Here is a 24,562-nt window from a genome sequence, read left to right as displayed (position 1 = left end):
CGGACGTCGGCGACCGGAGTGGCCAACACACCGGAGACCCGGACGCGTTGGCCACTCCGATCGGCGCGAACTGCACGCGCCCTGCCCTCAGCCGACCACGTCGATGTCGAACGGCTCCGCCGCGCTGTACTCGAGGTCGGCCCACACCGCGCCCGGCAGTGCGAACCGGCGGTGGGAGGTGAGGCGGTCGTCGTAGCCCGGGTCGGACTTCGGGTTGTGGCCGACGCCGACCTTGTCCGAGCCCCACGCGAAGATGTTGCCGACCCACATCGGCTTCGCCACGCCGTCGCGGTTGATGCGCGGGCGGACGATGACCGCGGCGCCGGCGCTGCCGGAGAGGTTGAGCCGGACCGTGTTGGAGCCGGCGTTGGGCGGGGTGACCGTGATGCGTTCCATGAGCTCCACTCCGGGTTCGGTGGCAAGGGGTGCCGGTGACGGCCCGTCGACGCCGGGCCAGAAGTCCGCCACGACGGAGATGTCGATGCCGGGCGCGACGTCGAGCAGGTACTGCGCCGCGATCGCGCCCGGCGGGATTTCGGGGCGCCCGGTGGCCGTCGCGATCCAGTACAGCGGCGGTTCGACGCCCTGGTCGGCGAACGCGGCCTTGACCTTCGGCCACGTCGACCGGTTGCAGTAGATCACCGGGTGCGCGAAGCCCGACCGGCGCCGCATCGCCGCCCAGCCGGGCGCTTCCTCGGGCCGCGCGTCGCCGGGTTCCACGTCGAGGACGTGACCGTCGTTTGTGGACGCCTTCTTGACGATCCGCACCTTCAGCGCGTCCGGGAAGAGCGCCCAGTCGTCGTCGGTCCACGGCGCGAGCTTGATCCGGTCGACGTACCCGGCCACCAGCGCGGGCCGCCGGTCCTTCTTCAGGATGTTGCGCGCGGTGAGCGCGTCGTACATGGTGCGCATCGGCTGCCTCGAAACTCGGCTCGGCGGACATCTGCCCGTCCACCATCGCCGAGCCGCGGGCGGCGCCACCACGGCGAAGAGGGCGCCCCTTCGGGCAGCATCACCGTACCGACCGAACAGTCGGCGCGGAATCCGTTGCGCCGCACCCGGTTCCGTTACTCTTCCCGCAACTGTTCCAGGCCGGCCGACCGCCACAGCACCGGCAGTGTCACGGCGGTCACGACCAGCACCGCGGCGGCCGCGGTCGCGGTCAGCACGCCGATCGTGGCCAGGTCGACCACCATCGGGCGGTGCACCACCCAGGTGAGCAGCAGCCAGTCGAGCCCGAGCCCGGCGAGCACGGCGACGAAGACCGCCACCGCCACCGGGATCGCCAGCTGCCACAGCAGCGACCGGGCGAGCACCCCGCGCCCGACGCCGTTCGCCATCAGCGCGGCAAGGCTGCGCCGACGTTCGCGGAGCTGTTCCCACGCCGCGATCAGCAGGCTGCCCGCGGCGAGCAGCAGCACCAGGACCGAACCCACCGAAAGCACCCGCGTGATGAGCGCGTAGGTGCCGTCCCGGCCGGTGCCCAGCGACGCGACGACCCCGTTCCAGCCCACGACGTTCCGCACGCCCTCCACGACATCGGGACCGGCGGCGGGGATCGTCGCGTTCGCGCTCAGCCTGCCGTTCGTCCATTGTGGAGAATCGGCCGCGCATCCCGCGCACGTCGCCGTTACCACCGGAATCGCAGCCAGGCCGGGCAGCGCGTGCAGGGCGGTGGTGAACGCCTCGACGTCGGCGGGGCTCGTGGCGAAGGCGGTCGCCAGCACCCGGACATCGCCCGCGGGCGGCTGGTCGCTCTCCGCCCGCGCGTAAACCCCCTGCAGCGCAATGGATCCGGCCAGCACGACGGCGATGCCACCGACCAGCCGCGCGGCCGTGGCGCTGTCGAGCTGGAGCCGGCGCACGGCCAGCAGCCACGCGGGCGACCCGCCGCGCAGCGTCCCCGCGACGCGCTCGACCAGCCACGGCAGCACGAGCGGCACGGCCGCGAGGACCAGCACGACACCGGCGATCACGGCCGGGTCGAGCGCGTCCTCGGCCCCGGCGCGGACGGCCAGCAGCGCCCCGCCGGCGACCGCGGGCAGCAGGCGCCACCACAGTTTCCGCCGCACCCGCGTGCCGCGCCGGACGACGCCGAGCGGCTCGACGACGACCCGCCGCAGCGCGAAGACGGCCGCCGCGCACGCCAGCAGCGGCAGCGCCAGCAGGGCCGGGACCGCGAGCCGCCAGTCCGGCACGACGTCGGCGGCGAAGATGCCGCCGCGGAAGGCGGACACGGTGATCCGCGGGACGAGCGCGCGCACGAGCAGGAACAGGGCCCCACCGGCGACGAGCCCGCCGAACGAGCCGAGCAGGGCTTCCCCGGCGGCGATCCGGCGCACCTGGCCGCGGTCCGCGCCGACGAGCCGCAGTGCCGCCAGCCGCCGGTCCCGCGCCGCCGCGGCGAGCCGGGTGCTGGTGACGACGAAGACGAACACCGGCACCAGGCACGTCGTCGCGCCGACCACGACCAGCAGCAGTTCGAGCGGGTCGAGCCCGCGCCGCACGGGTTCGCCGCCGAACCCGCTGACGGTGAGGGCGCCGGGTTGCGTGGCGACGGTCGCGGAGCCGATGTAGAAGAACAGCTCGTTGGGCCCGGTCAGGCCGGCGTCGCCGATGGTGCCGATCACCCGCTGCGTGAAGCGCGGGCGCAGCAGTTCCCCTTCCGGCGACTGGAGAAGCGCCGCGAGCGCGGGCGAAAGCACGGCCTCCCCGGGGCCGGGCAGCCGTTCCACACCCGGCGCGGCGGGCAGGCGAGGACCGGTGGGCTGCACGAGGTAGCCCGGCAGACCGCGCCCGCGGAACTCGTCGTCGCGCTCGGCGGCGTAGACGGGGTCGACGCCGTCCACAGCCACCGCGACGGCTGTCCGCCCGGCGGAGCGATCGGCCCGCGCGCCGAGCATGTGCGGCAAGGAGGTGGCGGTGAGCAGCACGACCACCCCGAACCCGACCCCGGCGGCGGTCAGGGCCAGCCGTGCCCACGCGGTCCGGACCCCACCGCCGCCGAGGGCGAGCCGCATGCCGAGGGCGAAGTCGGCGATCCAGCGGCGGATCACCGGGCCGCCTCGAGCCGGCGGGTCCGGCCGTCGCGGACGACGACCTCGCGGTCGGAGTACGCCGCCACCCGGGCCTCGTGCGTCACCAGGACCACCGCCGCGTCGCGGTCGCGGGCCGCGGTCGTCAGCAACTGCATCACCTGCTCGCCGTTGAGGGAATCCAGGGCTCCCGTCGGCTCGTCGGCGAACACCACGCGCGGCGCGGTCACCAGCGCGCGGGCGACCGCCACCCGCTGGCCCTGCCCGCCCGACACCTCCCCCGGCCGCTTGCCTTCGATGCCCGACAGGTCCAGCTCGGCCAGCATCGCGCGGCCCCGCTCGGCGGCGACCCTGCCGCGTACGCCGTTGAGACGCAGCGGCAGGGCGACGTTCTCCAGGCAGGTCAGCTCCGGCACCAGCTGCCCGAACTGGAACACGAACCCGAAGTCCGTGCGCCGCAAGGAAGAGCGGGCGCGGTCGGACAGGCCGGCCAGGTCCGCGCCGTCGTAGCGGACCGTGCCGCCGTCCGGCTGGACGATGCCGGCGAGGCAGTGCAGCAACGTCGACTTGCCCGCGCCCGACGGCCCCATCAACGCCACGACCTCGCCCGCGCGCACCCGCAGGCTCGCCCCCGCGAGCGCTTCGGTCGGCCCGTAGGCCTTCCGCACTTCCGTCGCCTCCAGCAGGACGTCGCTCACGCGATCGCCTCCGCCAGCTGGTCCAGCCGGGCCGCGGTCAGCTCCAGCCAGCGGAGGTCGGCCTCCAGGTGGAACAGCGCGTGGTCGCAGATCAGCTGGTCGACGAGGTCACCCCCGGTCTTGCGGCGGGTCAGCTCGCGCATGGCGTCGAGGTGCGCCGACCGCTGGACGTCGAGGACCTCGGCGGCCGGCCGGCCGGACAGCAGCGCGAGCACCACCTTCGTGTACAGCGTGTTCTGCAGGTACGCGTCGGGCTTCTCGGGCGTCCCCAGCCAGGCCCCGACGTCGGCGACCCCGGCGTCGGTGATCGCGTAGCGCTTCCGCTCGGGGCCGCCGTCCACCTCGACGCCGTCGGCCTCGACGAGCCCCTGCTTCAGCAGCCGCGCGAGGGTCGAATAGACCTGGCCGTAGTGCACCCGGCGGTCGTGCCCGAACCGGTCGTCATACGCGCGTTTCAGGTCGTAGCCGTGCCGCGGGCCGCCCTCGAGCAGCCCGAGCAAGGTGAGTCCGATCGACATGCCGACGACTGTACACGGTGTGTATAGCTACGGTTTATACACCCCGTTCATAGTGATCAACCGCCGCCGCCAGGACCGTCCGCAACGGCGTCGCCGGACGGCCCAGCAGCTCCTCGAGCGCGGGGCCGGTGACGGCGAATTCGCCCCGGCGCGCGGCGTGGAACATGCCGAGCAGCAGGCTCGCCTGCGCCTCCGGGACGCCGTGCCCGGTCAGCCCGGCCACCCACTCGTCGTCCCCGGCCACGACCCGCCGGACCGGGCGGCCCGTCAGCTCGGTGAGCAGGCCGGCGACGTCGTCGAGGTCGAGGGCGGCCGGCGCGGTCAGCGGCGGCGTCGGCCCGTCGAACCGCCCCTCCTCGGCCAGGACGATCGCCGCCGCCTCGGCGAGGTCGGCGTGGGCGGTCCAGGACACCGGCCCGTCGGCGGGCGCGACGAGTTCGCCGGTCCGCAGCGCCTCCCCCAGCAGCAGCGGGACGGTGGCGGCGTAGAAACCGTTGCGCAGCGCGGTGAACGGCGAGCCCGCCGCGGCGAGGTGCCGCTCGGTCGCCGCGTGGTCGGGCATCGGCGCGAACAGCGAGTCCCCGGCGGCCGCCTGGTGGCTCGTGTAGAGAACGCGTTTCACCCCCGCCTCGCGCGCGGCGTCGATCGCCGCGATGTGGTGCGCGCGGGCGGTTTCCCCGGTCGAGTCCGTCGAGACGACCAGCACCTGCGCCGCCCCTTCGAACGCCTCGGCCAGCGATGCCGGGTCGGCGAAGTCGCCGCGGCGCACGCGGACACCCCGGTCGGCGAGTTCGGCCGCGCGGGCGGGCTCGCGCACGCTCACGCCGATTTCGGCGGCCGGGACGCGGTCGAGCAGGTGGCCGACGACCTGCGAGCCGAGCTTGCCGGTTCCCCCGGTGATGACGATCATGGCGGTTCCCTTCGTTAACGTCGTTAGTAACTACGTTAGCACCAATGCTAGCCATCATGCGTTACCATTGGAACCATGAACCGGACGGAAGCCCGCGAGAAGATCGTCGAGACCGCCGCGCGGCTGCTCCGGGAGCAGGGGGCCGCGGCGGTGACCGTCCGCGCCGTCGCCCAGGCGGCCGGCGTGCAGGCGCCGGCGCTCTACCGGTTCTTCGAGGACAAGGACGCGCTGCTCGACGCGGTCGCCGAGCACGTCTTCACCAGCTACGTCGAGGGGAAGTCGGACACCGCGGGCACCGGCGACCCGGTGGCCGACCTACGGGCGGGCTGGGACGCCCACATCGGGTTCGGCCTCGCCAACCCGGCCGTGTTCGGCCTGCTGGTCGTCCCCGGCCGCGTTTCGCCGGCGGCCGAAGCGGGCCTGGCGGTCTTGCGCGGCCGCATCCACCGCGTCGCCACGGCCGGACGGCTCCGCGTCCCCGAGCCGCGCGCGGCCGAACTGGTCCACGCCGCCGGGACCGGGACGGTGCTCGCCCTGCTGGCCGCGCCCCCGGAGAGCCGCGACCCCGGCCTCGCCGACGCCATGTGGGAGGCGGTCGCCCACCGGATCCTCACCGACGCCCCCGAGCCGGACGCGGCCCCCGCCGCGCCGCTCACCGACGCCGAACGCGCACTGCTGGCCGAATGGCTGGCCCGCCCGCGCCAGTGAGTTATTCACCCGCAAGGGGTTTGCGCGATTCAGGGACACTTCCGTCAGCGGTGTAACAACTTTCGGACTCCACACGCCATACGGGACAGCGTTCGCACTTGTCCGGTCCCCACCGCACCTGGAGTTCGTGATGGGCTATCGAAGATCAAGACGTGCCTTGGCATGGGGTGTCGTCGCACCGCTCGCCATCGGCTTCGCCGTGGCCACCGCGCCACCGGCCGCCGCCGTGCCCGCCGGGTTCACCGACACCGTCGCCATCGGCGGGCTGAGCTCGCCGACCGCCGCGGCGTTCGCGCCCGACGGCCGGGTCTTCATCGCCGAGAAGAGCGGCCTGGTCAAGGTCTTCGACTCGCTCGCCGACCCGACCGCGACCGTGTTCGCCGACCTGCGCACCGCGACCCAGGACTTCTGGGACCGGGGCCTGCTCGGGCTCGCGGTCGACCCCGGGTTCCCCGCCCGGCCGTACGTCTACGTCTCCTACACGCTCGACGCCGAGCCGGGCGGGACCGCGCCGCGCTGGGGCGACACCTGCCCCACGCCGCCGGGCGCGACCGACAAGGGCTGCGTCGTCACCGGCCGCGTCTCGCAGCTCACCATGGGCCCGGACGGGACGGCGGTCAGCGAGAAACCGCTGGTCACCGGCTGGTGCCAGCAGTACCCGAGCCATTCGATCGGCGCGCTCGCCTTCGGCCCGGACGGCGCCCTGTACGCGGGCGGCGGCGACGGCGCCAGCTTCAACTTCGCCGACTACGGCCAGGTCGGCAACCCCTGCGCCGACCCGCCGTCGCCGGCCGGCACGAACCTCTCGCCGCCGGCCGCGGAAGGCGGCGCGCTGCGGTCGCAGTCCCCGCGCCGCGCGGCCGGGCAGCCGGTGCTGCTCAACGGCACGCTCCTGCGCATCGACCCCGACACCGGCGCCGGGCTCCCCGGCAACCCGTTCGCGGGCAGCGCCGACGCCAACGCCCGGCGCATCATCGCCTACGGCGCCCGCAACCAGTTCCGCTTCGGGTTCCGGCCCGGCACGAACGAGCTGTGGGCCGGTGACGTCGGCTGGAACACCTGGGAAGAGATCAACCGCGTCGCGGACGTCGGCGACGGCGTGGCCGAGAACTTCGGCTGGCCCTGCTTCGAAGGCACCGCCCGCCAGGCCGGCTACGACGGCGCGAACCTCGACCGCTGCGAATCGCTGTACTCCGCGGGCGGCCAGACCGCGCCGTACTACGCCTACAACCACAACGCCAAGGTCGTCGCGAGCGACCCGTGCCCGACCGGCGGCTCGTCGATCAGCGGCATCGCCTTCGAATCCGGCAGCAACTACCCCGCCGAGTACGCCGGCGCGCTGTTCTTCGCCGACTCCTCCCGCGGCTGCATCTGGGCGATGCAGACCTCCGGCGGCCAGCCGAGCCCGAGCCGGCTGGTGCCGTTCGTGACCGGCGTCAACGTGCCGGTGCAGGTGCTCACCGGCCCGGACGGCGACCTGTTCTACGTCGCGCTCGGCGCCGGGGAGCTCCACCGGGTCGGCTACCCCGGCGGCACCAACCGGCCGCCCGTCGCCGCGGCCACGGCGACGCCGTCCAGCGGGCCCGCGCCGCTCACCGTCCAGTTCGACGGCACCGGTTCCACCGACCCGGACGCCGGCGACACCTTGTCCTACGGCTGGGACCTCGACGCCGACGGCGCGTACGACGACTCCACGGCGTCGCGGCCCACCTGGACCTACACCGCGGCGGCGACGGTCGACGCGGGCCTGCGGGTCACCGACTCGCACGGCGCGACGGCGACGACGACCGTCCGCGTCGCCGTCGGGAACCCGGCCGGGCTCGACCCGGTGCCGGTCATCGACACGCCCGACGCCGCGCTCACCTGGTCGGTCGGCCAGACCGTGCCCTTCGCCGGCCGCGCGATCGACGCCCAGGACGGCCAGCTGCCGCCCTCGGCGCTGTCCTGGCGGCTCGCGATCCGGCACTGCGCGGCCAACGGCACCTGCCACACCCACAACGTCCAGGACTTCCCGGGCGTGGCCTCGGGCTCGTTCGTCGCACCCGACCACGAGTACCCGTCGTACCTGCAGCTGACGCTGACCGCGACGGACTCGACCGGCCGGACCGGGACCAAGACGATCGACCTGCAGCCGAAGACGGTCACGCTGAACTTCACCTCCAGCCCCAGCCAGGCGATGCTCACCGTCGGCGGGACGCAGCAGCGGACCCCGTTCTCGCGCACGGTGATCGCCGGTTCGACCAACTCGATCAGCGCGAACAGCCCGCAGAACCTGCCGCCGCTCAACCTCAAGTACGCCTTCACCAGCTGGGCGCACGGCGGGGCGCGGACGCAGAACGTCGTCGCGCCGCCGACGCCGGCGACGTACCAGGCGAACTTCCGGCTCTGCTGGCTGCTCCAGCCCTGCTGAGCGGGTGACCCGGCCCCGCGCGGGGCCGGGTCAGCCCTGGGGCACCGGTGTGTTCTCCGTCTTCGGCCCCGGGGTCTTCGTCTTGTCCTCGTTCTGCCGCTTGCCCGCGTGCGTGGACGGCTTGCCCGGCTCCGGGTCCGCCGCCACCTCGGGCTTCGTCGGGTTCGCGGCCCCCGCCGACCCGCCGGGCCGCTGCTCGCCGGTCGGCTCCCCGGTCGTCTCGGCGGCGGGGGTGGCGGACCCGGTGAGCGACGGCGCGGGCTGCGCGTCCGACGTCCCGGAGGACGCGGCGGGCGCCACGGCTCGCGTGCCGGGTCCCCGCCCGGCCGGCTGCGTGGTCGTGCTGTCCGGCCCGGAAAGGGGCGGCACGTCGGCGGAGGTGCTCGCGCCGATCGTCACGGTCGTGACCAGCGCCGCGCTCGCCGCGGCGACCTTCGCCGCCGTGGCCCACGACAACGCCGACGTGCCCGCGCTCGCCGCGGCGCCGGACGAGGCGAGCGAGCCGGTGGCGGACAGCCACTGCGACACGACCGGGACGCCCAGGATGAGCGGGATGATCGTCGCGGGCAGTTCCTGGTTGAGCTGCCGGAGGCCGCCGGCGAGCTCCCGGCAGTCCGCGCAGCGGTCGAGGTGGGCGGTGATCCGGTGGGCCTTGTGGTCCCCGATCCCGTCGCGCACGTACCGGGCCAGCTGCGCGGAGACGACCTTGCAGTTCCGCCGCCGCGCGGCCGGCACGTGCTGGTCCAGGTACGCCTGGCGCAGGCCTTCGCGGGCGCGGTAGGCCAGCGCGGCGACGCCGTTCGGCGTCATCCCGATGTCGGCGGCGATCCGCGCGGGCGAATCGCCGTCGATTTCGGTCCGCCACAGGACGGTTCGCCACCGTTCGGGCAGGCTCGCGAACGCATCCGCGGCGACGGTGGCGTGCAGCCGGCTGCCCACCGGCTCGTCGCTCCCCTCCCCCGGCAGGACGTCCGGCACCTCGGCGACGAGGGAGACGGCGGAGTCGCGCCGCCGCCAGCTGATCATCGTGTTCCGGATGGTGGTCAGCAGGTACGGCCGGAAATCCTCGTCCGGACCTTCGCCCGAGCGCAGAATCCGCAGTACGCGGGTGAATCCTTCCGCGATCAGGTCGTCGCGCTCGGCTTCGTCGGCCGCGATCGCGGCCGCCACCCGGCGCGCGGCCCCGAGGTGCCGGTCGTACAGCCGGCCGAACGCGGCGATGTCCCCGCCGCGTACCGCCTCGATCAAAGCCGCGTCGCTCGGGCCGTCCACCGTCCCGGCCACCGCCGGCGCCACCTCGGTCACCACACCCCCTCGCCCGTGCGCTTGCACGTGCAGAAACGTTCCGCGAATAGTCGCGCAACGAGTGACACCCGCGCAAGGTTGCGGCGCCGGAAGGACTTCCCGGATTTCTCCGGATCCGAGTGACCGGTGCCTGCGATTTGTCACTTCCCTGAGCTTTCCCCGGTGTTTCCGCGTCCCCGGACGGACGCTTCGTTGCCCTGGCCCGTACCGGCGAGTAGAAGACGGAGGCGGTGGCCGGCCCGGCCACCGCGCCTGTGTCCGATGTGGACGGTGGTGGGAGCCGGAGCCCTCCCGCCGCGGGCCACCACCAGGAAGGATTCCCATGCGCAGAGCCCTGCTCGTCCTGCTGACCGCGCTCCTGACCGGCCTCGTGCTCACCGGAACCGCCCACGCCGCCGCGCCCACCGTCACCGCCGTGCCCGCGAACGCCGGCAAGGGCTGGCCGGTCAGCGGCGCCCAGGGCGTCCTCGACCTCACCTCCCGCGGGTACGTCGAGGAGGAGTACCTGCTGTCCGGCGAAGCCGACACATTCACCCAGACGGGCCTGTGGACCGACGACGGGCGGTGGGCCACGCGCGTCGCGAGCACCGGCAACCCGTACACCACGCGGATGGTCGTGGTGCGGCCGTCGGATCCCGCGCGCTTCACCGGCACCGTCGTCGTCGAATGGCTCAACGTCAGCTTCGGCGTCGACATCCCCGTGGACTTCTCGCAGTCGTACGAGCACTTCACCCGGCAGGGCTACGCCTACGTCGGCGTGACGACCCAGAAAGCCGGAGCGGACAAGCTCAAGAGCCTCGACCCCGGCCGGTACGCCACCGTGGACCTGAGCGGGGATGCGCTTTCCTACGACGTCTTTTCCCAGGCCGCGCAGGCCGTCCGGACCGACCCGCGGCTGTTCGGCGGCCGGTCGCCGTCGGTCGTGCTGGCCACCGGCCACTCGCAGTCCGCGCTGCGGCTGACCACCTACGCCAACGCGATCCAGCCGGTGCGCCACGCCTACGACGGCATCATGATCCACGGCCGCGCCGCGCTCGCGGCCCCGATCGGCGACGGCGTCCTCGGCCCGCTCTCGGCCCGCATCCGCACCGACCTCGACGTGCCGGTCTTCGTCCTGCAGTCGGAAACCGACGTCGTCGCCTCGGCTTCGGTCCGCCAGGACACCGCCCGGGTGCGCACCTGGGAAGTCGCCGGCACCGCGCACGCCGACCAGTACGGGCTCGACCTCTACAACGCCGCCAACGCCCGTGACCGGTCCCTCAACGACGGCGCGCCGACGACGTGCGACAAGCCGGTCAACAGCATGACCTTCCGGTACGCGGAGAACGCGGCGTTCGCGCACCTGGACCGCTGGGCCCGCGGCGGCGCGGCCCCGCCCGCCGCGCCGCCGATCGCGCTGCTGCTCAACCTGATCGTGGTGCGCGACGGCGACGAGAACGCCCTCGGCGGTGTCCGGCTGCCCGATCTCGACGTGCCGGTGGCGGCGTACGCGCCGAACAACAGCGGCGGCAACGTGCCGGGCGCGTGCCTGCTCCTCGGGACGACGACACCGTTGTCACCGGCGCGGATCCGGCAGCTGTACCCGGACCACGCCACCTACGTCGCGAAGTTCACCGCGGCGGCGGACCGGGCGCTGCGGGCGGGCTACCTGCTGCGGCCCGACCGCGACGAGGCCGTGGCCCGCGCCCAGGCGGCCCCGGTGCCGTGACGCCCACCGTGTTGCCCGAAACTGGAACGTGTTCTAGTCTGGCGCCGCGGAAGGGAGACCGATGGACGAGCAGGCGATGCGGCACCCGAACCACCTCGGACACCTGGTCGTGTCCGCCCTCAAACGCCACCGGGACAAGCCCGTCATGGTGCTCGGCGACACCACGCTGACCGGGGGCCGGACCGCCGAACAGGTCAGCCAGTACGCCCAGGCCTTCGAAGCGCTCGGCGCCGGCACCGGGGCCCCCGTCGCGCTGCTGTCGCTCAACCGGCCCGAAGTCCTGCTCGTCACCGCCTCCGGGCAGGTGCAGGGCTCGCGGCGGACCGCGCTGCACCCCCTGGGATCACTGGACGACCACGCCTACATCCTCGAAGACGCCGGCATCACCACGCTGATCATCGACCCGGTGCCCGCGTTCGTCGAGCGCGCGCTCGGGCTGCTCGAGAAGGTGCCCGGGCTGACCCAGGTGCTCACCATCGGCCCGGTCCCGGAACCGCTGTCGCACGTCGGCAAGGACCTGACCGCGGCCGCCGCCGGCTTCGAGCCGAAGCCCCTCGTGCCCGTCGAGCTGCCTCCGGACCAGGTCGTCTCCATCACCTACACCGGCGGCACCACCGGAAAACCCAAGGGCGTCATGGGAACCGCGCGGGCGATGACCACGATGACCCAGATCCAGCTTTCCGAGTGGGAGTGGCCCGAAGCGCCGAAGTTCCTGATCTGCACACCGCTCTCCCACGCCGGCGCGGCGTTCTTCGCCCCGACGCTGCTCAAGGGCGGCTCCCTGGTCGTGCTGCCGAAGTTCGACGTCGCCGAAGTGCTGCGCGTCATCGAGGAGCAGCGGATCACCGCCACCATGCTGGTGCCGACCATGCTCTACGCCCTGATGGACCACCCCGACTCGCGCACCCGCGACCTCTCGTCGCTGCAGACGGTCTACTACGGCGCGGCGTCGATCAACCCGGTGCGGCTGCGCGAGGCGATCGACCGGTTCGGGCCGATCTTCGCGCAGTACTACGGCCAGTCCGAAGCGCCGATGGCGATCAGCTACCTCGCCAAGGGCGACCACGACGACGCGCGGCTGGCGTCCTGCGGGCGGCCGTCGGCCTTCCTGCGCACGGCCCTGCTCGGCCCGGACGACGAGCCCGTGCCCCCCGGCGAGCCCGGCGAGATCTGCGTGGCCGGCCCCCTGCTCGCCGGCGGCTACTGGAACCTCCCGGAGGTCACCGCGGAGACCTTCCGCGACGGCTGGCTGCACACCGGCGACGTCGCCCGCGAAGACGAGGACGGCTTCTGGTTCATCGTCGACCGCGTCAAGGACATGATCGTCACCGGCGGTTTCAACGTCTTCCCCCGCGAAGTGGAGGACGTCGTCGCCGAGCACCCCGCGGTCGCGCAGGTCGGCGTGATCGGCACCCCCGACGAGAAGTGGGGTGAGGCCGTGACCGCGGTCGTCGTCCTGCGCGAAGCTCTGGACGAGGCCGCCGTCGAGCGCCTCACCGGCGAGATCCAGGCGGCGGTGCGGGAGCGCAAGGGCCCGGTGCACGTGCCCAAGCAGGTGATCGTCGCGGAGTCCCTGCCGATGACCGGGCTGGGCAAGCCGGACAAGAAGGCGCTGCGCGCCCAGTACGAACCCCGCGGCGCCGCCGTGTAGGGCGTTATACAGCGGCCGGGCTGCTACGGTGTACTCAACTTGTTGATTAGGTGAGGTGCCCGCATGAGCAGCTTCCGCAAGGCCGTCGAGGCCCGCGATCCCGACGCCATGGCCGCGACGCTGGCGGAGAACGTCGTGTTCCGCAGCCCGGTGGCCTTCAAGCCGTACCCCGGCAAGGCGATCACCGCCGCGATCCTGCGGGGCGTCCTGCGCGTCTTCGAGGACTTCCGCTACGTGCGTGAGCTGAGCGGCGGTGAAGGGCGCGACCACGCCCTCGTCTTCGAGGCGCGGATCGGCGACGTGCGGGTCGAGGGCTGCGACTTCCTGCACCTCGACGCCGACGGCCTGATCGACGAGTTCACGGTGATGGTCCGCCCGCTGTCGGCGGCGCAGGCGCTGGCCGATGCCATGGCGGCGCAGTTCGGCCAGATTCAGCGGGAAGCACTCAACTAAGTGAGTATCGCTCTGCGCCACGCGCTGCTGGCGGCGTTACTCGAAGGCGAGGCGTCGGGCTACGACCTGGCGAAGGGCTTCGACGCCTCGGTGGCGAACTTCTGGGCGGCGACCCCGCAGCAGCTCTACCGCGAACTCGACCGGATGGCGGCCGACGGCCTCGTTTCGGCGCGGACCGTCCACCAGGAGCGGCGGCCGGACAAGCGCCTGTTCTCGGTGACCGAGGCGGGCCACCGGACCTTGCACGAGTTCACCGCGCGCCCGCCCCGCCCCGGGGTGATCCGCGACGAGCTGCTGGTGCAGGTCCAGGCGGTCGACGTCGGCGACGGAGCCGCGGTGCGGAAGGCGCTCGAGGAGCGGATGGCGCGCGCGGAGACCAAGATCGCCCGCTACGAGCGGCTTCGCGCGCGCCTGCTCGACGGCCGGTTCGAGGACGACTACCTGGCCACGGCGGAGCGGATCGGGCCGTACCTGACGCTGATGCGCGGGCTGTCGTTCGAGCGGGAGAACCTGCGCTGGTGCGAGCAGTCCCTGAAGGTCCTGCGGCAGCGCGTGGCCGGGGAACAGCCCGTCAGCTGAGGCCGGCGTCGTGGACCAGGATCGCCACCTGGGTGCGGTTGGCCGCGTCCAGCTTCGCCATGATGCGTCCGATGTGGACCTTCACGGTCGATTCGCTCACCACGAGCGCCTTCGCGATTTCCGCGTTGCTGAGTCCGCGTCCGATGTGGACGGACACGTCGTGCTCCCGCGGCGTCAGCACCGAAAGCCGGGCGCGGGCCCGGGTGCTGCCGCCGCCCGAGGCGAAGTCGGTGAGCAGGCGCTTGGTGATCTTCGGCGACAGCATCGCCTCACCACGGGCGGCCACCCGGACCGCCGTCACCAGCTCGCGCGGCGGGGTGTCCTTGAGCAGGAAGCCCGCCGCGCCGTGGCGCAGCGCCGTGTAGACGTACTCGTCGACGTCGAACGTCGTCAGGACGACGACCGCCGGGGCCGCCGGGTGGCCGGCCAGCCGCTTGACCACCTCGAGGCCGTCGACCTTCGGCATCTGGACGTCGGTGAGCACGACGTCCGGCCGGTAGCGGTCGGTCAGCTCGACCGCGCGCGAGCCGTCGGTGTCCTCGGCGACCACTTCGAGGTCGTCGGCCGACTCGAGGATCATCCGGATGCCGCTGCGGACCAGCTCCTCGTCCTCCAGCAGCACGACCTTCACCGTCACTCGGTCTCCCCTCCCACCGGGAACCGGGCCAGCACCCGGAACCGGCCGTCGCCGGACGGGCCCGTCCGGAGTTCGCCGCCCGCCAGTTCCACGCGTTCCCGCATGCCCACCAGGCCGTAGCCGGACCCCGGGACGGTGCTGCCGTGCGGGGTCAGCCGGTTGGTCACCTCCACGGTGAGCCGGTCGCCGGTGACCTCCAGCCGGACCTCGACGGCCGCGTGCGGGGCGTGCTTGCCCGCGTTGGTCAGCGCTTCCTGGACGACCCGGTAGACGGCGCGGCCGACCTGGTCGGGCACCGCGGGCAGCGGGTCCGGCAGCGCCAGCTCGACCCGCGCCCCGGTCGCGGTGACCTGCTCCACCAGCTCCTCCAGCGACGCGAGGACCCCGGCGCCCGGCGCCTCCACCGCGTCGTCGCGCAGCACGCGCAGGATGCCCCGCAGCTCGTCGAGCGCGGTCGCGCTGGTGGCCCGGATCGTCTCGGCGGCCTGCTCGGTCTTCTCGTCCGGGGCCCGCAACGACAACGCGCCCGCCTGCAGCGCGACCGCCGTGACGCGGTGGGCGACCACGTCGTGCATCTCCCGCGCGATCCGCCGCCGCTCGGCGAAGACCGCCTGGTCGGCCAGCAGCGTCCGGGTGCGCTCGGCCTCGTCGGCCCGCTCCCGCAGCACCGCCAGCAGCGTGGCGCGCTGGTGCATCCACAGGCCGGCCAGCACCGGGCCGAGCACGAAGAAGCCGAGCACGAGCACCACGGACGTGAAGCTCGCCGGTGACCGCAGCACCGGCACGACGTTCCCGGCGACCGCGGCGATGACGACCGCCAGCCCGGTCACGACGCTCACGCCGTACCGCACCGCGACCGAGTACTGCGCCACCATCAGCGGCAGCAGCGTGACCCCGGCCGGCATGCACCCCACCGCGACGAGCAGCACCAGGAACGGCCACCGGCGCCGCACCAGCAGCGCGAGCCCCGAGACGAACACCGCCGGCACGTAGAGCGCCGGGTGCGGATCACGCGGGTCGCCGCCGGTCAGCGTCACCACGATGATCGCGGCGGCCACCGCGACGTCGAGCGCGAGCAGGACGGCGCGCCCGTCCCACCACGCCAGCGCTCGTTTCACCGTGCCCAGGTTAGGGCGCACCCGGTCAGCCGTCACGGCGAGGCAGGGTGAAGGTCACGACCGCGAGCGCCACGGCCACCAGCCCCGCGTACAGCGCCGTCCCCGGCAGCGCGGACAACGCCGTGCCGGTGAAGGGAAGCGCGGTCACCGGCACGCGCCCGAGCACGGCCAGCGTCGTCTCCCCGACGAACACCCACACCGCGAAGGCGCCGATCGCGAGGCCGGTGTGGCGCAGCAGGCCACCGAGCGCCACCCCGGCGAGTCCGGAAAGGACGGTCAGCGCCAGCACGCCGCCCACCGCCCTGCCCGCCGCCCCCACGTCGGCGGGCAGGGCGCCCCCGCCGGTCAGCACCCCGGCGGCGGTCAGCACCACCATCAGCAGCCCGCCGAGCAGGCCCAGCCCGGCGGTGACGAGCGCCCGCGCCGCGACGATCCGGACCGGCGAGCGCAGCACGAGCCGCGTGGTGGCGAGGGTGCCGTGCTGGTGGTCGAGCCCGAAGGCGGCGACCCCGGCGGCGGCGACCAGCAGGGCGCCGACCCGGTCGGCGAGGCCGAACGCGGACGTCACGGCGTCGAGGGTGCCCAGGTCGCGTTTGAGGCCCCAGTACAGCCCGGAGGCGAACTGGACCACCCCGGCGGCCGTGAGGAGGAGCCAGGTGGAGCGGAGGGAGCGGACCCGGAACCATTCGTAGGCGAGCGCGTGCTTCACGACGCGGTCCCCCGGTGCCGCACGGCCGCCGCGGTCGCGGCCAGGAAGGCGTCCTCCAAGCCGCTCTGCCGCACGAACAGCTCGCGGACGGCGACCCCGGCTCGCGCGGCCACCGCGGCCACCCTGCCCGTGTCGGCCGTCTCGACGACCAGTTCGCCCGCGGCCTCCTGCCGCACCCGCAGGCCGGCCCGCGCCAAGGCCACCAGCAGCACGCCGGCCCGCTCGGCGCGCACCACGACGTCGGCCCGCGCGTGCGCCCGGACGAACTCGGCCAGCGGCCCGGCCGAGACGAGCCGGCCGGCGCCGATCACGATCAGGTCGTCGGCGAGCAGCGACATCTCCGCGAGCAGGTGCGACGACGCCAGGATCGTGCGGCCCTCCGCCGCCAGCCGGCGCAGCAGGTCGCGGATCCAGCGGACGCCCTCGGGGTCGAGGCCGGTGGCCGGTTCGTCGAGGAGCAGGTACTCCGGGTCGCCCAGCAGCGCGGTGGCCAGGCCCAGCCGCTGCTTCATGCCGAGGCTGAACCGGCCGGCGGGCCGGTTCGCGACGGACTCCAGCCCGACGGCCGCCAGCACCTCCCGCACCCGCCGCGCCGGGACGCCGCCGCCCGCGGCGACCATCCTCAGGTGTGCCGCGGCGGATCGCGCCGGGTGCACCGCCGCGGCGTCGGTGAGCACGCCGACCGTCCGCAGTGGACCGGGGACGGCCGCGTAGACCCGGCCGCCGAACGTGGTGCGGCCCGCGCCGCGGGCGAGGCCGAGCATCAGCCGGATGGTCGTCGACTTGCCCGCGCCGTTGGGGCCGAGGAAGCCCGTGACCACACCCGGCCGCACGGTGAAGGACAGCCCGGCGACACCGGAGCCGCCGCGGTAGGTCTTGGTGAGTCCTTCCGCGACGATCATCGGCGGGCGGGCAGGGAGGCGTCACGACGGCCGACCGCGAACCACAGCAGGCTGCCCAGGAAAGGCGCGCAAAAGGCGAAAATCACCCAGACGAGCTTCATGCCGCCGGTCAGCCGCGAGCCGAGGATGCTGACGAGCGCGGACAGGAACAGCACGGCGAAGGCCAGCACGACCGCGCCGGTCAGGCCGAGCAGGAGCCACGACCAGGTTTGCTCGTGGCCTTGGATCAGGTCGGCCGGGTGCATCGGTTCTCCTTTGGCGAAGGCGGAAAGGCGACACACCGAGGATCGCGCGTTTCCCCGCCCGCGCACATCCTGAGTCCGGAGGACCCGGGGTCATCAGAAAGTACTACTCCGGAACCGGCGCTTGTACGGCTCTTGTACGCCCGCCGCCGACCATCGGCCGGACAAAGTCTGGAGGACACGTGAGAACCACACTGAAGGCCGCGGTCGCCACCATCGGGCTGGCCACCGCGCTCACCGGGCTGGCCGCTCCCGCCGCGCAGGCCGCGTCGGCCTACCCGGTTTCGACCACAGTGGACGGACGGACCGTCAAGGACCCCGACGTGGCCGTGGGTTCGCAGCGCATCGCGAACATGTACCCGGCGGGCACGTCGGTCACCCTGGCCTGCCAGGACACCGGCCCGGCCTACGGCGGCAGCAGCATCTGGGACCTGACCACCGACGGCCTGTGGGTGCCCGACGCCTACGTCAAGACCGGCTCGACGTCGATGGTCGCGCCGCAGTGCACGTCACCGCACTCCTTCCCGGCGAAGGCCGACCTCAACGGCCGCGCGAAGAAGGGTGACGCGGCCGACGCGGCGGGCAGCGTCGCGGACAAGTACCTCACCGGCGCTCCGGTGCCCGTGGTGTGCCAGGCCACCGCGTCCGACGAGATCTGGGACTTCACCGCCGACAACCTGTGGGTGCCCGACCAGTACGTCAAGACCGGCACCGAAGGCTTCGTCAGCGGCATCCCGCACTGCGACACCGACGGCCTCAAGCCGGGCGGCTCGGCGTTCCCCGCGGACCCGCGGGCCGACAGCGCGATCGCGTTCGCCAAGGCCCGGCTGGGCCACACCGACTGGAACAACCAGTGCGAGCTGTTCGTCGAACGCGCCTTCGGCACGAGCGGCCGCTTCGCCACCGCCACGACGCACTACCAGTGGCAGAAGAACAACGGCCGCATCCACACCGGCTCGGTCGCCCCGGCCGGCGCCGCGGTCTTCTTCACCAGCACCACCAGCGCCGGGCACATCATGCTCGCGCTCGGCGGCGGCGTCGCGATCAGCACCGGCCCGTCGGTGTACCAGACGAGCACCTACGCGCAGCGTTCCGACTACCTCGGCTGGGCGTACGTCCCGTCGAGCTGGTGAACGGATACCGCCCATCCGGCGAAGGATGTTGCTTCCCCACCCCGCCCGGTACGACCATGAGCCGGGCATCGATCGGACTCTTGGGGGTCACATGAAGTCACGCCATCGATTGACCAAAGCCGCGCTCGCTGCCGGCGTGCTCGCGGGGCTGCTCGCCGCTCCCCCGGCCGCGCAGGCCGCCGCGGGGCCGACCACGCTGACCGCGAGCCAGTACACCCTGGCCGCCAACTACAACCAGTTCGACGCCGTGAACAGCGCACTGGTCTCGACGCTGGGCACGGCGGCCGTGCACACCGTCATGGAGAACGCGAACCACGACCGCACGGCGCTGCCGTCGTCGTTCTCGGTGGCCGGCCTGTCCGGCGGCTTCCGCTTCGACAGCGGCGACAACTCCGACTGCTCGAACTACCCGCAGGGCATCACGACCAGCCGCGACGCCGTCGGCACCGCCAACAGCGGCAACTACGACGGCCACCAGCTCGTGCTGGTCAGCTGGTACACCAAGGACGGCTGCGACGGCGCCCAGCAGCGCAGCCGGATCACCCTGGTCGACTGGGACGCCACCTACCCGAACGCCTACCGCAAGGTGCTGCTGGTCGAGCCGACCGGGACCGCGGCGGCGCCGGACTTCAAGGACATCCCGATCCACGCGGGCGGGGTCTCCTGGTACGGCGACTACCTCTACGTCGCCGACACCGGGAAGGGCATGCGCGTGTTCGACATGCGCAAGATCCTCAAGACGAACACCGGCGGCACCGCCGACCAGATCGGGCACCAGAGCGGCAGCACGTACTACGCGCACAACTACGCCTACGTCCTGCCGCAGGTCGGCACCATCACGTCGAAGACGACGTCGGGCACGAACCTCGCCTGGTCGTCGATCTCGCTCGACCGGGTCAGCAAGTCGATCGTCATGACCGAGTACACCTGCTCGTCGGGCTGCACGGACTACCCGAACCGGGCGCCGCGGGCGATCCGGTACCCGTTCGACTCCACCGGGGTGTTCGCCGCCACGACCACGGCGAGCCAGGCGCTGCAGCTGCCGTGGTACAAGCTCAACGGCGTCGCGTCCCACAACGGCCGCTGGTGGTTCAACTCCTCCGGCCAGAAGCAGCTCTACTACTGGAAGCCGGGCGCGAGCTCGTCCACGTTCGCGTGGGTGAGCGGCGGCGAGAGCATCTCGTACTGGGAGGACGCCACGGCCGCCGACCTGCTGTGGTCGCTGCAGGAGGGCGTGGGCAACCGCAACGTCTTCGCGGTCACCCAGGCCACCTACGGCGGTGGCTGAGGTAGCCTGACCACATCGGACGATTCGGACAGCGCAGCGACCCGGGGTGGTACCACCGCCTCGGGTTGCTGCTCGCCGTCCTGCTGGTCCTCGGCGGTGCACCCGCCGTCCAGCCGTGGTCGCCGGTCCCCGACGGCCCGGCGGTGGCCACGGCGCCGGCGCACGACCTCGTCTCGGTCCGCCCCGCCGCCCCGCGCGGGCCGGCCACCACCCCGGTCCCGTGGGCGATCGGCCCGGCTTCGCCCGGTGCCGCGCCCCTCTTGAGGCCGGGGCACACCGAACGGTCCGGCGAGACCCTCCACGCGGTCTCGGTTCCGGCATCGCGGTCCACCCGCGCCCCACCCGCCTTCGCGAGCTGAAAGCCCGTTCCACGACGCCGTCGCCCGGCGCCGTGGTCACTGCTGCGCGAAGGAAATCCCATGTTGTCCGTTGTCGTGTTGACCCTGCTCGCCGCCACCGCCGCGGTGGCCGTCGGCCTGCTGTGGAAGATGTACCGGGCCGACGAGCCCCTGCTTGGCGGGCTCGGCATCTGCCTGCTGGTCGGCCCCGGAACCCTCCTCGGGTTCCTGTACGTCGGGTTGGCCGCCTAGCCGCGCAGCTGTGCGAGGAGGGTGGTCCGGCCGTCCGCGATGTCATGAAAGAGTCGTTCACCTCGCCGGACGACATGAACGACCCTTTCATGACATCCCCGCGGCGCCGGGCAGACCACGCGGGGCCACGGTCGCCGAACGGCTCCGAACGATTTCGATACAGGCCTAGCCGCGCAGCTGCGCGAGGAGGGTGTCGAGGACGCCGTCGCCGACGAGTGCCTGCCGGATGCCCCACCGGTTGGTGTTGCCGGTCTTCACCGCCTGCGCCCGCGCGACGAGGTCGTCGGCGGCCGCGGTGAGCCGGCCGGCCGTCGCCTGGTCGCCGCGGGTGGCGGCGGCCAGTGCGTCGAGCCGGGTCACCAGCGCGCCGCCCCAGAGTTCGGTGGCGTCGAGCCAGGGTCCGGCTTCCGCGACGAACGCGCGCTGCACCCGGCCGTCCCGGATCACGCCGGCGGCGTCGCGGATGCGGACCGCGTACGCCCGCAGGTCGGCCAGGGCCCGGTGGTCCCCCGCGTCCCAGCGCTGCCAGAACCGCGCGGCCTTCGCGGCCAGGACCGGCGCCTGCGGCTGCCACGGCGCCGGGCCGAACGTCGGGGCCAGGTGCTCCAGGTCGGCGAACACCGTCAGGGCGGCCGTGGCCCGCGGGTCGTCGCCCGCCAGCCGGGCCAGCGCCCGCGGCCACGACCGCTGCGGCGAGTACCCCGCGTCGTTCCAGGCGAAGTCCGCCGCGCCGAACTCGGCGACCTCGCTGGCGGCCTCCTGGTTCATCGGGTTGGCGACGATCCCGTTGAGGTACCGCGAAAGCCCGGCCTCACGCTGGGCGTAGGGCGCGAGCAGCAGCCGCCCTGCCGACTGCTCGTAGTCGTTGACCGGGTAGTTGTCCCAGAGGAACACCTTGCGGCCGTACACAGTGGACACCTGCGCGGCCTCGTCCGTGGTCACGCTGGGCGGGACGACGTCGGTCCCGGTCCACTGCACCACGACCGAGGGGTCGAGGTGCTCGCGCAGCTCGGTCTTGTACGACGAGTCCTTCAGGTCGCTGTACTCGGTCGGCACGGTCTGCAGCGGCCGGACCCCGTTGTGCGTCTTGACGAACTCCTCGGTGATCGTGTTGAGCAGCGAGACCTGCGCGGTGCCCGCGGCGGCCTGCCCGGGCGCGCCGAAGGCCGTCCGGTCGGCGTCGCAGTTCCACTTCGTGTACGAGATGTCGTCGAACGGGATCGAGAACGACCGGACGCCGAGGTCGTAGACGGACTGGAACTTCGCTTCCACCGCCGCGATGTCGGCCGCCGAGGAGAAGCAGACAGAGACGCCCGGCGAGAGCGCGTAGGTGAACTCGACGTGGTGCGCGTTGGCCGACCGCACGAGCTGCCCGAGCGTCGCCAGCTCGCCGGCCGGGTACGGGTCGCGCCACCGGGCGCGCAGGTAGGTGTCGTCCTTGGCGCTGTAGATGTAGGTGTTGGCCTTGACTTCGCCGAGGAAGGCGAGCTGCCGCAGCCGATCTTCGGTCGTCCACGGCGGACCGTAGAAGCCCTCGATCGACCCGCGCAGCGCCATGTTCGGCCAGTCGCGCACGGCCACACCGCGCACCGCCCAACCGGGTCCACTCCGGACGAACAGCTGCCGCAGCGTCTGCACACCGTAGTACTGGCCGGCGCCGTCGCGGCCGCCGATGGTGATGCCCGCGCGCGACACGCTGAGCGCGTACCCCTCGGCCTGCGCCGGGACGTCCCGGCCGGTGCTGCCGAGCCGGACGACCAGGCCGTGGCCGCGGTCGGTGACGCCGTGGTCGCGCAACACCGACGTCAAGAGATCCTTGGCCGCCGCGTCGGTACCGGAGTCGGTGACGAGCGCCACCGACCGGGGCAGCGGCACGTCCGCGGACACCCGGCTGATCTGCTGCGGCGTCGGGGAAACCACCGGGAGCGCGCCACCTGCGGCAGCGGGTAGCGCGGTTCCGGTGAGGGTGGCGGCCACCGTGACGACGGCGGCGAACAGGGCGCGGTGGCGGGTCATGGCTGCCTTTCAGACGGCGGTGCGGTACAACGCGAAGGTGGCCAGGTACGGCGTGGCGCGGGACTGCGTGACGACGACGCGGAGGTGGGCAGCGGTCACCGGCGCGGGCAGGGTGACCAGGCGGGTGTAGCCGATGGTCGTCACCGTGGCGAGGGTCCGCCAGGTGCCGCCGACCTCGGCCTCCACCCGCGCGCCTTCGACGTGCTGGCCGCGCGTGATGTCCTCGCCGAGCCGGACCTGGTCGAACGTGACCGGCCGGGGCAGCCGGACGTCGAGCGGGCGGTCCAGGCGTTCCGCCGTGGTCAGCGAGGCGTCCGTGACCGCGGCCGGGCCGCCCGCGGCGAGGTTGCGGGCCTGCGTCCGGGCGATCGCCTGCCCGAAGCCGGCCAGCGCGGCGGTGTCGGCGGCGGCGATCCGGCCGTCCGGCCCGGGCGGGACGTTGAGCAGCAGCGACGAGTTCCGCCCGGCCGTGCGGCGGTAGATCTCGACCAGCTGCGCGGGCGTCTTCGGCTGTTCGTCCGGGTGGTAGAACCAGCCGGGCCGGATCGAGACGTCGGACTCCGCCGGCGCCCACTGCAGGTAGCGCACCGACGGGTCCGCCAGCACCTGCCGGGAGCCGAGGTCGGCGGCGGTCGCGCCGCCGAGGAACAGCTCCTCGTTGTGCGCGGTTTCCGGGTCGCCGGTGGTGGGCAGCGGGCTCCACTCGGTTTCGCGCGCCTGCCCGGATTCGTTGCCGACCCAGCGCACGCCCGCGGGCCCGGCGAAGGTGACGGTGTCCGGGGACAGCGCGTGGATCAGCCGGAACCACGTCGTGAAGTCGTAGTTTTCGCCGATGCCGTGGTCCCGCCACGGGTTCGCGCCGTCCAGCCACAGCTCGTCGATCGGGCCGTACTGGGTGAACAGCTCGTAGATCTGGTTGAGGTAGTAGGCGTTGTAGTCGTCCTCGTCGACGGTGAACCGCGGCAGTTTCCCGGCGGCGAGCGCGGCGGCCCGGTCGTCGTGCGGGACGAGCGTCGGGATGGTCCGGCGGGTGACCGCACTGCCGGTCCCGTAACGCGCCTGACCTTGCGGCGTGCTGGCCCGGTCTTCGTAGGTGGCTTGTTCTTCGATGCTCAACGGCTGCCCGGCGGCGACCTTGGCTTCGATCCGCCGCACTTCGTCGGCGAAGAACTGCTTCGGCAGCTCGGCACCGTCGGCGGGCGAGAGGTAGACGCCGACCTCGAGCCCGGCCGCGCGCGCCGAATCGACGTAGTCGCGCAGGACGTCGCCACGCGGGTTGGCGCATTCGGTCCGCGCCTGCCAATACGCCGAGGGGTCCTGGACGCGGTTCGCCTCCGCCGCGTCCCGGGCCGGGGCCGCGCACCCGGGCGTGACCCACCACGGGCTCGCGACGACGGAGTGGTTCGTGTAGCGCGTCGGGTAGAGGACGAAGCCGTCGTGGTGCTTGGCGGTGAGCATCACCTGCGTGACGCCGGCGGCCTTGAGCGAGCGCATCCACTGCGCGGTGTCGACGGCCGGCGGGGCGAAAGTGGATTCCTTTTCGGCGCCCGAGCCCCATTCGCGGTCGGTGAAGGTGTTCATCCCGAAGTGGGTGAAGGCGGTGACCGGCCGCTGCTGCCAGGCGAGCTGACCTTTCCGCGGGACGACGGCCGCGGCCTTGGCGACGATCCGGGCCGGGCTGTCGCAGGCCTGGACGGTCATGATGGTCGCGGGCCGGACCGGCCCGGTGCACGCGTCCGCCGAGGCGGCCGGCACCGCCACCACCGTGCCGGAAACGACGATGGATGCCAGGACCAGACCGCGAAACGTCATGACTCTCCTCGTGACGAACCGCGCCACAGACCCGGCGGCGGCAGGACGGGGTGGACGTTCGTCAGGTTAGGTCGGCCAGCCATCGGATGTCTAGACCTGACGAAGTGACAACGAATGTCGTGGACCGGTAACCCGCTTGA

The 24,562-nt window shown here is 73.1% G+C and carries 23 protein-coding genes; 10 read left to right on the top strand and 13 right to left on the bottom strand.

The annotated features are described in order from the left end of the window. Positions 1–87: 87 nt before the first annotated feature. From EIY87_RS40905 to EIY87_RS40885, 5 genes are all read right to left on the bottom strand, one after another. The gene (locus tag EIY87_RS40905) at positions 88–912 is read right to left on the bottom strand and encodes a hypothetical protein (protein ID WP_125315333.1); all 825 of its coding nucleotides are present in this window, start codon (positions 910–912) and stop codon (positions 88–90) included. 155 nt (positions 913–1,067) lie between these two features. After that, positions 1,068–3,056: an FtsX-like permease family protein gene (locus EIY87_RS40900; RefSeq protein ID WP_125315332.1), complete on the bottom strand. Its 1,989-nt coding sequence runs from the start codon at positions 3,054–3,056 to the stop codon at positions 1,068–1,070. Next, positions 3,053–3,733: an ABC transporter ATP-binding protein gene (locus tag EIY87_RS40895; protein ID WP_125315331.1), complete on the bottom strand. Its 681-nt coding sequence runs from the start codon at positions 3,731–3,733 to the stop codon at positions 3,053–3,055. Before EIY87_RS40895 ends, EIY87_RS40900 begins: the two co-directional genes overlap by 4 nt. Next, positions 3,730–4,251: a PadR family transcriptional regulator gene (locus EIY87_RS40890; RefSeq protein WP_125315330.1), complete on the bottom strand. Its 522-nt coding sequence runs from the start codon at positions 4,249–4,251 to the stop codon at positions 3,730–3,732. Before EIY87_RS40890 ends, EIY87_RS40895 begins: the two co-directional genes overlap by 4 nt. A gap of 34 nt (positions 4,252–4,285) precedes the next feature. Further along, entirely contained in the window at positions 4,286–5,161 is an 876-nt protein-coding gene (locus tag EIY87_RS40885; protein ID WP_125315329.1) for an NmrA family NAD(P)-binding protein, read from the bottom strand. Positions 5,162–5,236: 75 nt separating this feature from the next. Between EIY87_RS40885 and EIY87_RS40880 the strand changes: the two genes are divergently transcribed. Further along, on the top strand, positions 5,237–5,869 hold the full coding sequence (locus EIY87_RS40880) for a TetR/AcrR family transcriptional regulator (RefSeq protein WP_125315328.1): 633 nt from the start codon (positions 5,237–5,239) through the stop codon (positions 5,867–5,869). A 130-nt stretch (positions 5,870–5,999) separates the two neighbouring features. Then, a complete protein-coding gene (locus EIY87_RS40875; protein WP_125315327.1) occupies positions 6,000–8,279 on the top strand; it encodes a PQQ-dependent sugar dehydrogenase in 2,280 nt (759 codons plus the stop codon). 30 nt (positions 8,280–8,309) lie between these two features. Here EIY87_RS40875 and EIY87_RS40870 read toward each other — a convergent pair whose 3' ends face one another. Next, on the bottom strand, positions 8,310–9,584 hold the full coding sequence (locus tag EIY87_RS40870; RefSeq protein ID WP_225440356.1) for a sigma-70 family RNA polymerase sigma factor: 1,275 nt from the start codon (positions 9,582–9,584) through the stop codon (positions 8,310–8,312). 322 nt (positions 9,585–9,906) lie between these two features. Between EIY87_RS40870 and EIY87_RS40865 the strand changes: the two genes are divergently transcribed. The 4 genes from EIY87_RS40865 to EIY87_RS40850 all read left to right on the top strand — a co-directional run bounded on the left by EIY87_RS40865 (position 9,907) and on the right by EIY87_RS40850 (position 13,975). After that, positions 9,907–11,292 (top strand): alpha/beta hydrolase domain-containing protein, encoded by a 1,386-nt coding sequence (locus EIY87_RS40865; protein WP_191984451.1) that lies wholly within the window; start codon positions 9,907–9,909, stop codon positions 11,290–11,292. Positions 11,293–11,353: 61 nt separating this feature from the next. Beyond that, positions 11,354–12,943 carry a fatty-acid--CoA ligase FadD8 gene (fadD8, locus tag EIY87_RS40860; protein WP_125315325.1) on the top strand — a complete coding sequence of 530 codons (1,590 nt, stop codon included), beginning with the start codon at positions 11,354–11,356 and terminating at the stop codon, positions 12,941–12,943. Between the two features lie 63 nt (positions 12,944–13,006). Further along, positions 13,007–13,396, top strand: a complete 390-nt coding sequence (locus EIY87_RS40855; protein ID WP_125315324.1) for a nuclear transport factor 2 family protein — start codon at positions 13,007–13,009, stop codon at positions 13,394–13,396. A gap of 6 nt (positions 13,397–13,402) precedes the next feature. Then, a complete protein-coding gene (locus tag EIY87_RS40850; RefSeq protein ID WP_191984468.1) occupies positions 13,403–13,975 on the top strand; it encodes a PadR family transcriptional regulator in 573 nt (190 codons plus the stop codon). On the opposite strand, the gene EIY87_RS40845 is transcribed toward EIY87_RS40850, so the two are convergent. The 5 genes from EIY87_RS40845 to EIY87_RS40825 are packed head-to-tail and all read right to left on the bottom strand — an operon-like array spanning position 13,968 to position 17,586. Next, positions 13,968–14,612 carry a response regulator gene (locus tag EIY87_RS40845; protein WP_125315323.1) on the bottom strand — a complete coding sequence of 215 codons (645 nt, stop codon included), beginning with the start codon at positions 14,610–14,612 and terminating at the stop codon, positions 13,968–13,970. The genes EIY87_RS40850 and EIY87_RS40845 overlap by 8 nt on opposite strands. Continuing rightward, complete coding sequence (locus EIY87_RS40840) at positions 14,609–15,730, bottom strand: sensor histidine kinase (protein ID WP_125315322.1); 1,122 nt, start codon at positions 15,728–15,730, stop codon at positions 14,609–14,611. The genes EIY87_RS40845 and EIY87_RS40840 overlap by 4 nt, the downstream gene beginning before the upstream one ends. A gap of 25 nt (positions 15,731–15,755) precedes the next feature. Further along, positions 15,756–16,439, bottom strand: a complete 684-nt coding sequence (locus tag EIY87_RS40835) for a hypothetical protein (RefSeq protein ID WP_125315321.1) — start codon at positions 16,437–16,439, stop codon at positions 15,756–15,758. Beyond that, entirely contained in the window at positions 16,436–17,341 is a 906-nt protein-coding gene (locus EIY87_RS40830) for an ABC transporter ATP-binding protein (protein WP_125315320.1), read from the bottom strand. The genes EIY87_RS40835 and EIY87_RS40830 overlap by 4 nt, the downstream gene beginning before the upstream one ends. After that, on the bottom strand, positions 17,338–17,586 hold the full coding sequence (locus tag EIY87_RS40825; protein WP_125315319.1) for a PLD nuclease N-terminal domain-containing protein: 249 nt from the start codon (positions 17,584–17,586) through the stop codon (positions 17,338–17,340). The genes EIY87_RS40830 and EIY87_RS40825 overlap by 4 nt, the downstream gene beginning before the upstream one ends. A 179-nt stretch (positions 17,587–17,765) precedes the next feature. On the opposite strand from EIY87_RS40825, the gene EIY87_RS40820 reads away from it, so the two are divergent. The 4 genes from EIY87_RS40820 (at position 17,766) to EIY87_RS47915 (ending at position 20,594) form a co-directional block, all read left to right on the top strand. Further along, a complete protein-coding gene (locus EIY87_RS40820) occupies positions 17,766–18,716 on the top strand; it encodes a hypothetical protein (protein WP_125315318.1) in 951 nt (316 codons plus the stop codon). Positions 18,717–18,807: 91 nt separating this feature from the next. Further along, entirely contained in the window at positions 18,808–20,004 is a 1,197-nt protein-coding gene (locus tag EIY87_RS40815) for a hypothetical protein (RefSeq protein WP_125315317.1), read from the top strand. A gap of 65 nt (positions 20,005–20,069) precedes the next feature. Continuing rightward, positions 20,070–20,363 carry a hypothetical protein gene (locus EIY87_RS40810; RefSeq protein ID WP_125315316.1) on the top strand — a complete coding sequence of 98 codons (294 nt, stop codon included), beginning with the start codon at positions 20,070–20,072 and terminating at the stop codon, positions 20,361–20,363. A gap of 60 nt (positions 20,364–20,423) precedes the next feature. Beyond that, positions 20,424–20,594 carry a hypothetical protein gene (locus EIY87_RS47915; RefSeq protein ID WP_158641453.1) on the top strand — a complete coding sequence of 57 codons (171 nt, stop codon included), beginning with the start codon at positions 20,424–20,426 and terminating at the stop codon, positions 20,592–20,594. Positions 20,595–20,759: 165 nt separating this feature from the next. Here EIY87_RS47915 and EIY87_RS40805 read toward each other — a convergent pair whose 3' ends face one another. After that, entirely contained in the window at positions 20,760–22,610 is a 1,851-nt protein-coding gene (locus tag EIY87_RS40805) for a beta-N-acetylglucosaminidase domain-containing protein (protein WP_125315315.1), read from the bottom strand. A 9-nt stretch (positions 22,611–22,619) separates the two neighbouring features. Beyond that, entirely contained in the window at positions 22,620–24,422 is a 1,803-nt protein-coding gene (locus tag EIY87_RS40800; protein WP_125315314.1) for an alpha-L-fucosidase, read from the bottom strand. Positions 24,423–24,562 lie beyond the last annotated feature (140 nt).

The organism is Amycolatopsis eburnea (genome assembly GCF_003937945.1).
Lineage (GTDB): Bacteria > Actinomycetota > Actinomycetes > Mycobacteriales > Pseudonocardiaceae > Amycolatopsis > Amycolatopsis eburnea.
The sequence above is the reverse complement of the archived record's forward strand: the minus strand, read 5'-3'. Positions and strand labels throughout refer to the sequence as shown.

Coding starts and splice junctions, on each gene's coding strand:
- EIY87_RS40875 (WP_125315327.1), top strand. CDS start 6,000: ATGGGCTATCGAAGATCAAGACGTGCCTTGGCATGGGGTGTCGTCGCA.
- EIY87_RS40830 (WP_125315320.1), bottom strand. CDS start 17,341: ATGATCGTCGCGGAAGGACTCACCAAGACCTACCGCGGCGGCTCCGGT.
- EIY87_RS47915 (WP_158641453.1), top strand. CDS start 20,424: ATGTTGTCCGTTGTCGTGTTGACCCTGCTCGCCGCCACCGCCGCGGTG.
- EIY87_RS40825 (WP_125315319.1), bottom strand. CDS start 17,586: ATGCACCCGGCCGACCTGATCCAAGGCCACGAGCAAACCTGGTCGTGG.
- EIY87_RS40815 (WP_125315317.1), top strand. CDS start 18,808: ATGAAGTCACGCCATCGATTGACCAAAGCCGCGCTCGCTGCCGGCGTG.
- EIY87_RS40880 (WP_125315328.1), top strand. CDS start 5,237: ATGAACCGGACGGAAGCCCGCGAGAAGATCGTCGAGACCGCCGCGCGG.
- EIY87_RS40905 (WP_125315333.1), bottom strand. CDS start 912: ATGCGCACCATGTACGACGCGCTCACCGCGCGCAACATCCTGAAGAAG.
- EIY87_RS40865 (WP_191984451.1), top strand. CDS start 9,907: ATGCGCAGAGCCCTGCTCGTCCTGCTGACCGCGCTCCTGACCGGCCTC.
- fadD8 (WP_125315325.1), top strand. CDS start 11,354: ATGGACGAGCAGGCGATGCGGCACCCGAACCACCTCGGACACCTGGTC.
- EIY87_RS40890 (WP_125315330.1), bottom strand. CDS start 4,251: ATGTCGATCGGACTCACCTTGCTCGGGCTGCTCGAGGGCGGCCCGCGG.
- EIY87_RS40805 (WP_125315315.1), bottom strand. CDS start 22,610: ATGACCCGCCACCGCGCCCTGTTCGCCGCCGTCGTCACGGTGGCCGCC.
- EIY87_RS40855 (WP_125315324.1), top strand. CDS start 13,007: ATGAGCAGCTTCCGCAAGGCCGTCGAGGCCCGCGATCCCGACGCCATG.
- EIY87_RS40800 (WP_125315314.1), bottom strand. CDS start 24,422: ATGACGTTTCGCGGTCTGGTCCTGGCATCCATCGTCGTTTCCGGCACG.
- EIY87_RS40885 (WP_125315329.1), bottom strand. CDS start 5,161: ATGATCGTCATCACCGGGGGAACCGGCAAGCTCGGCTCGCAGGTCGTC.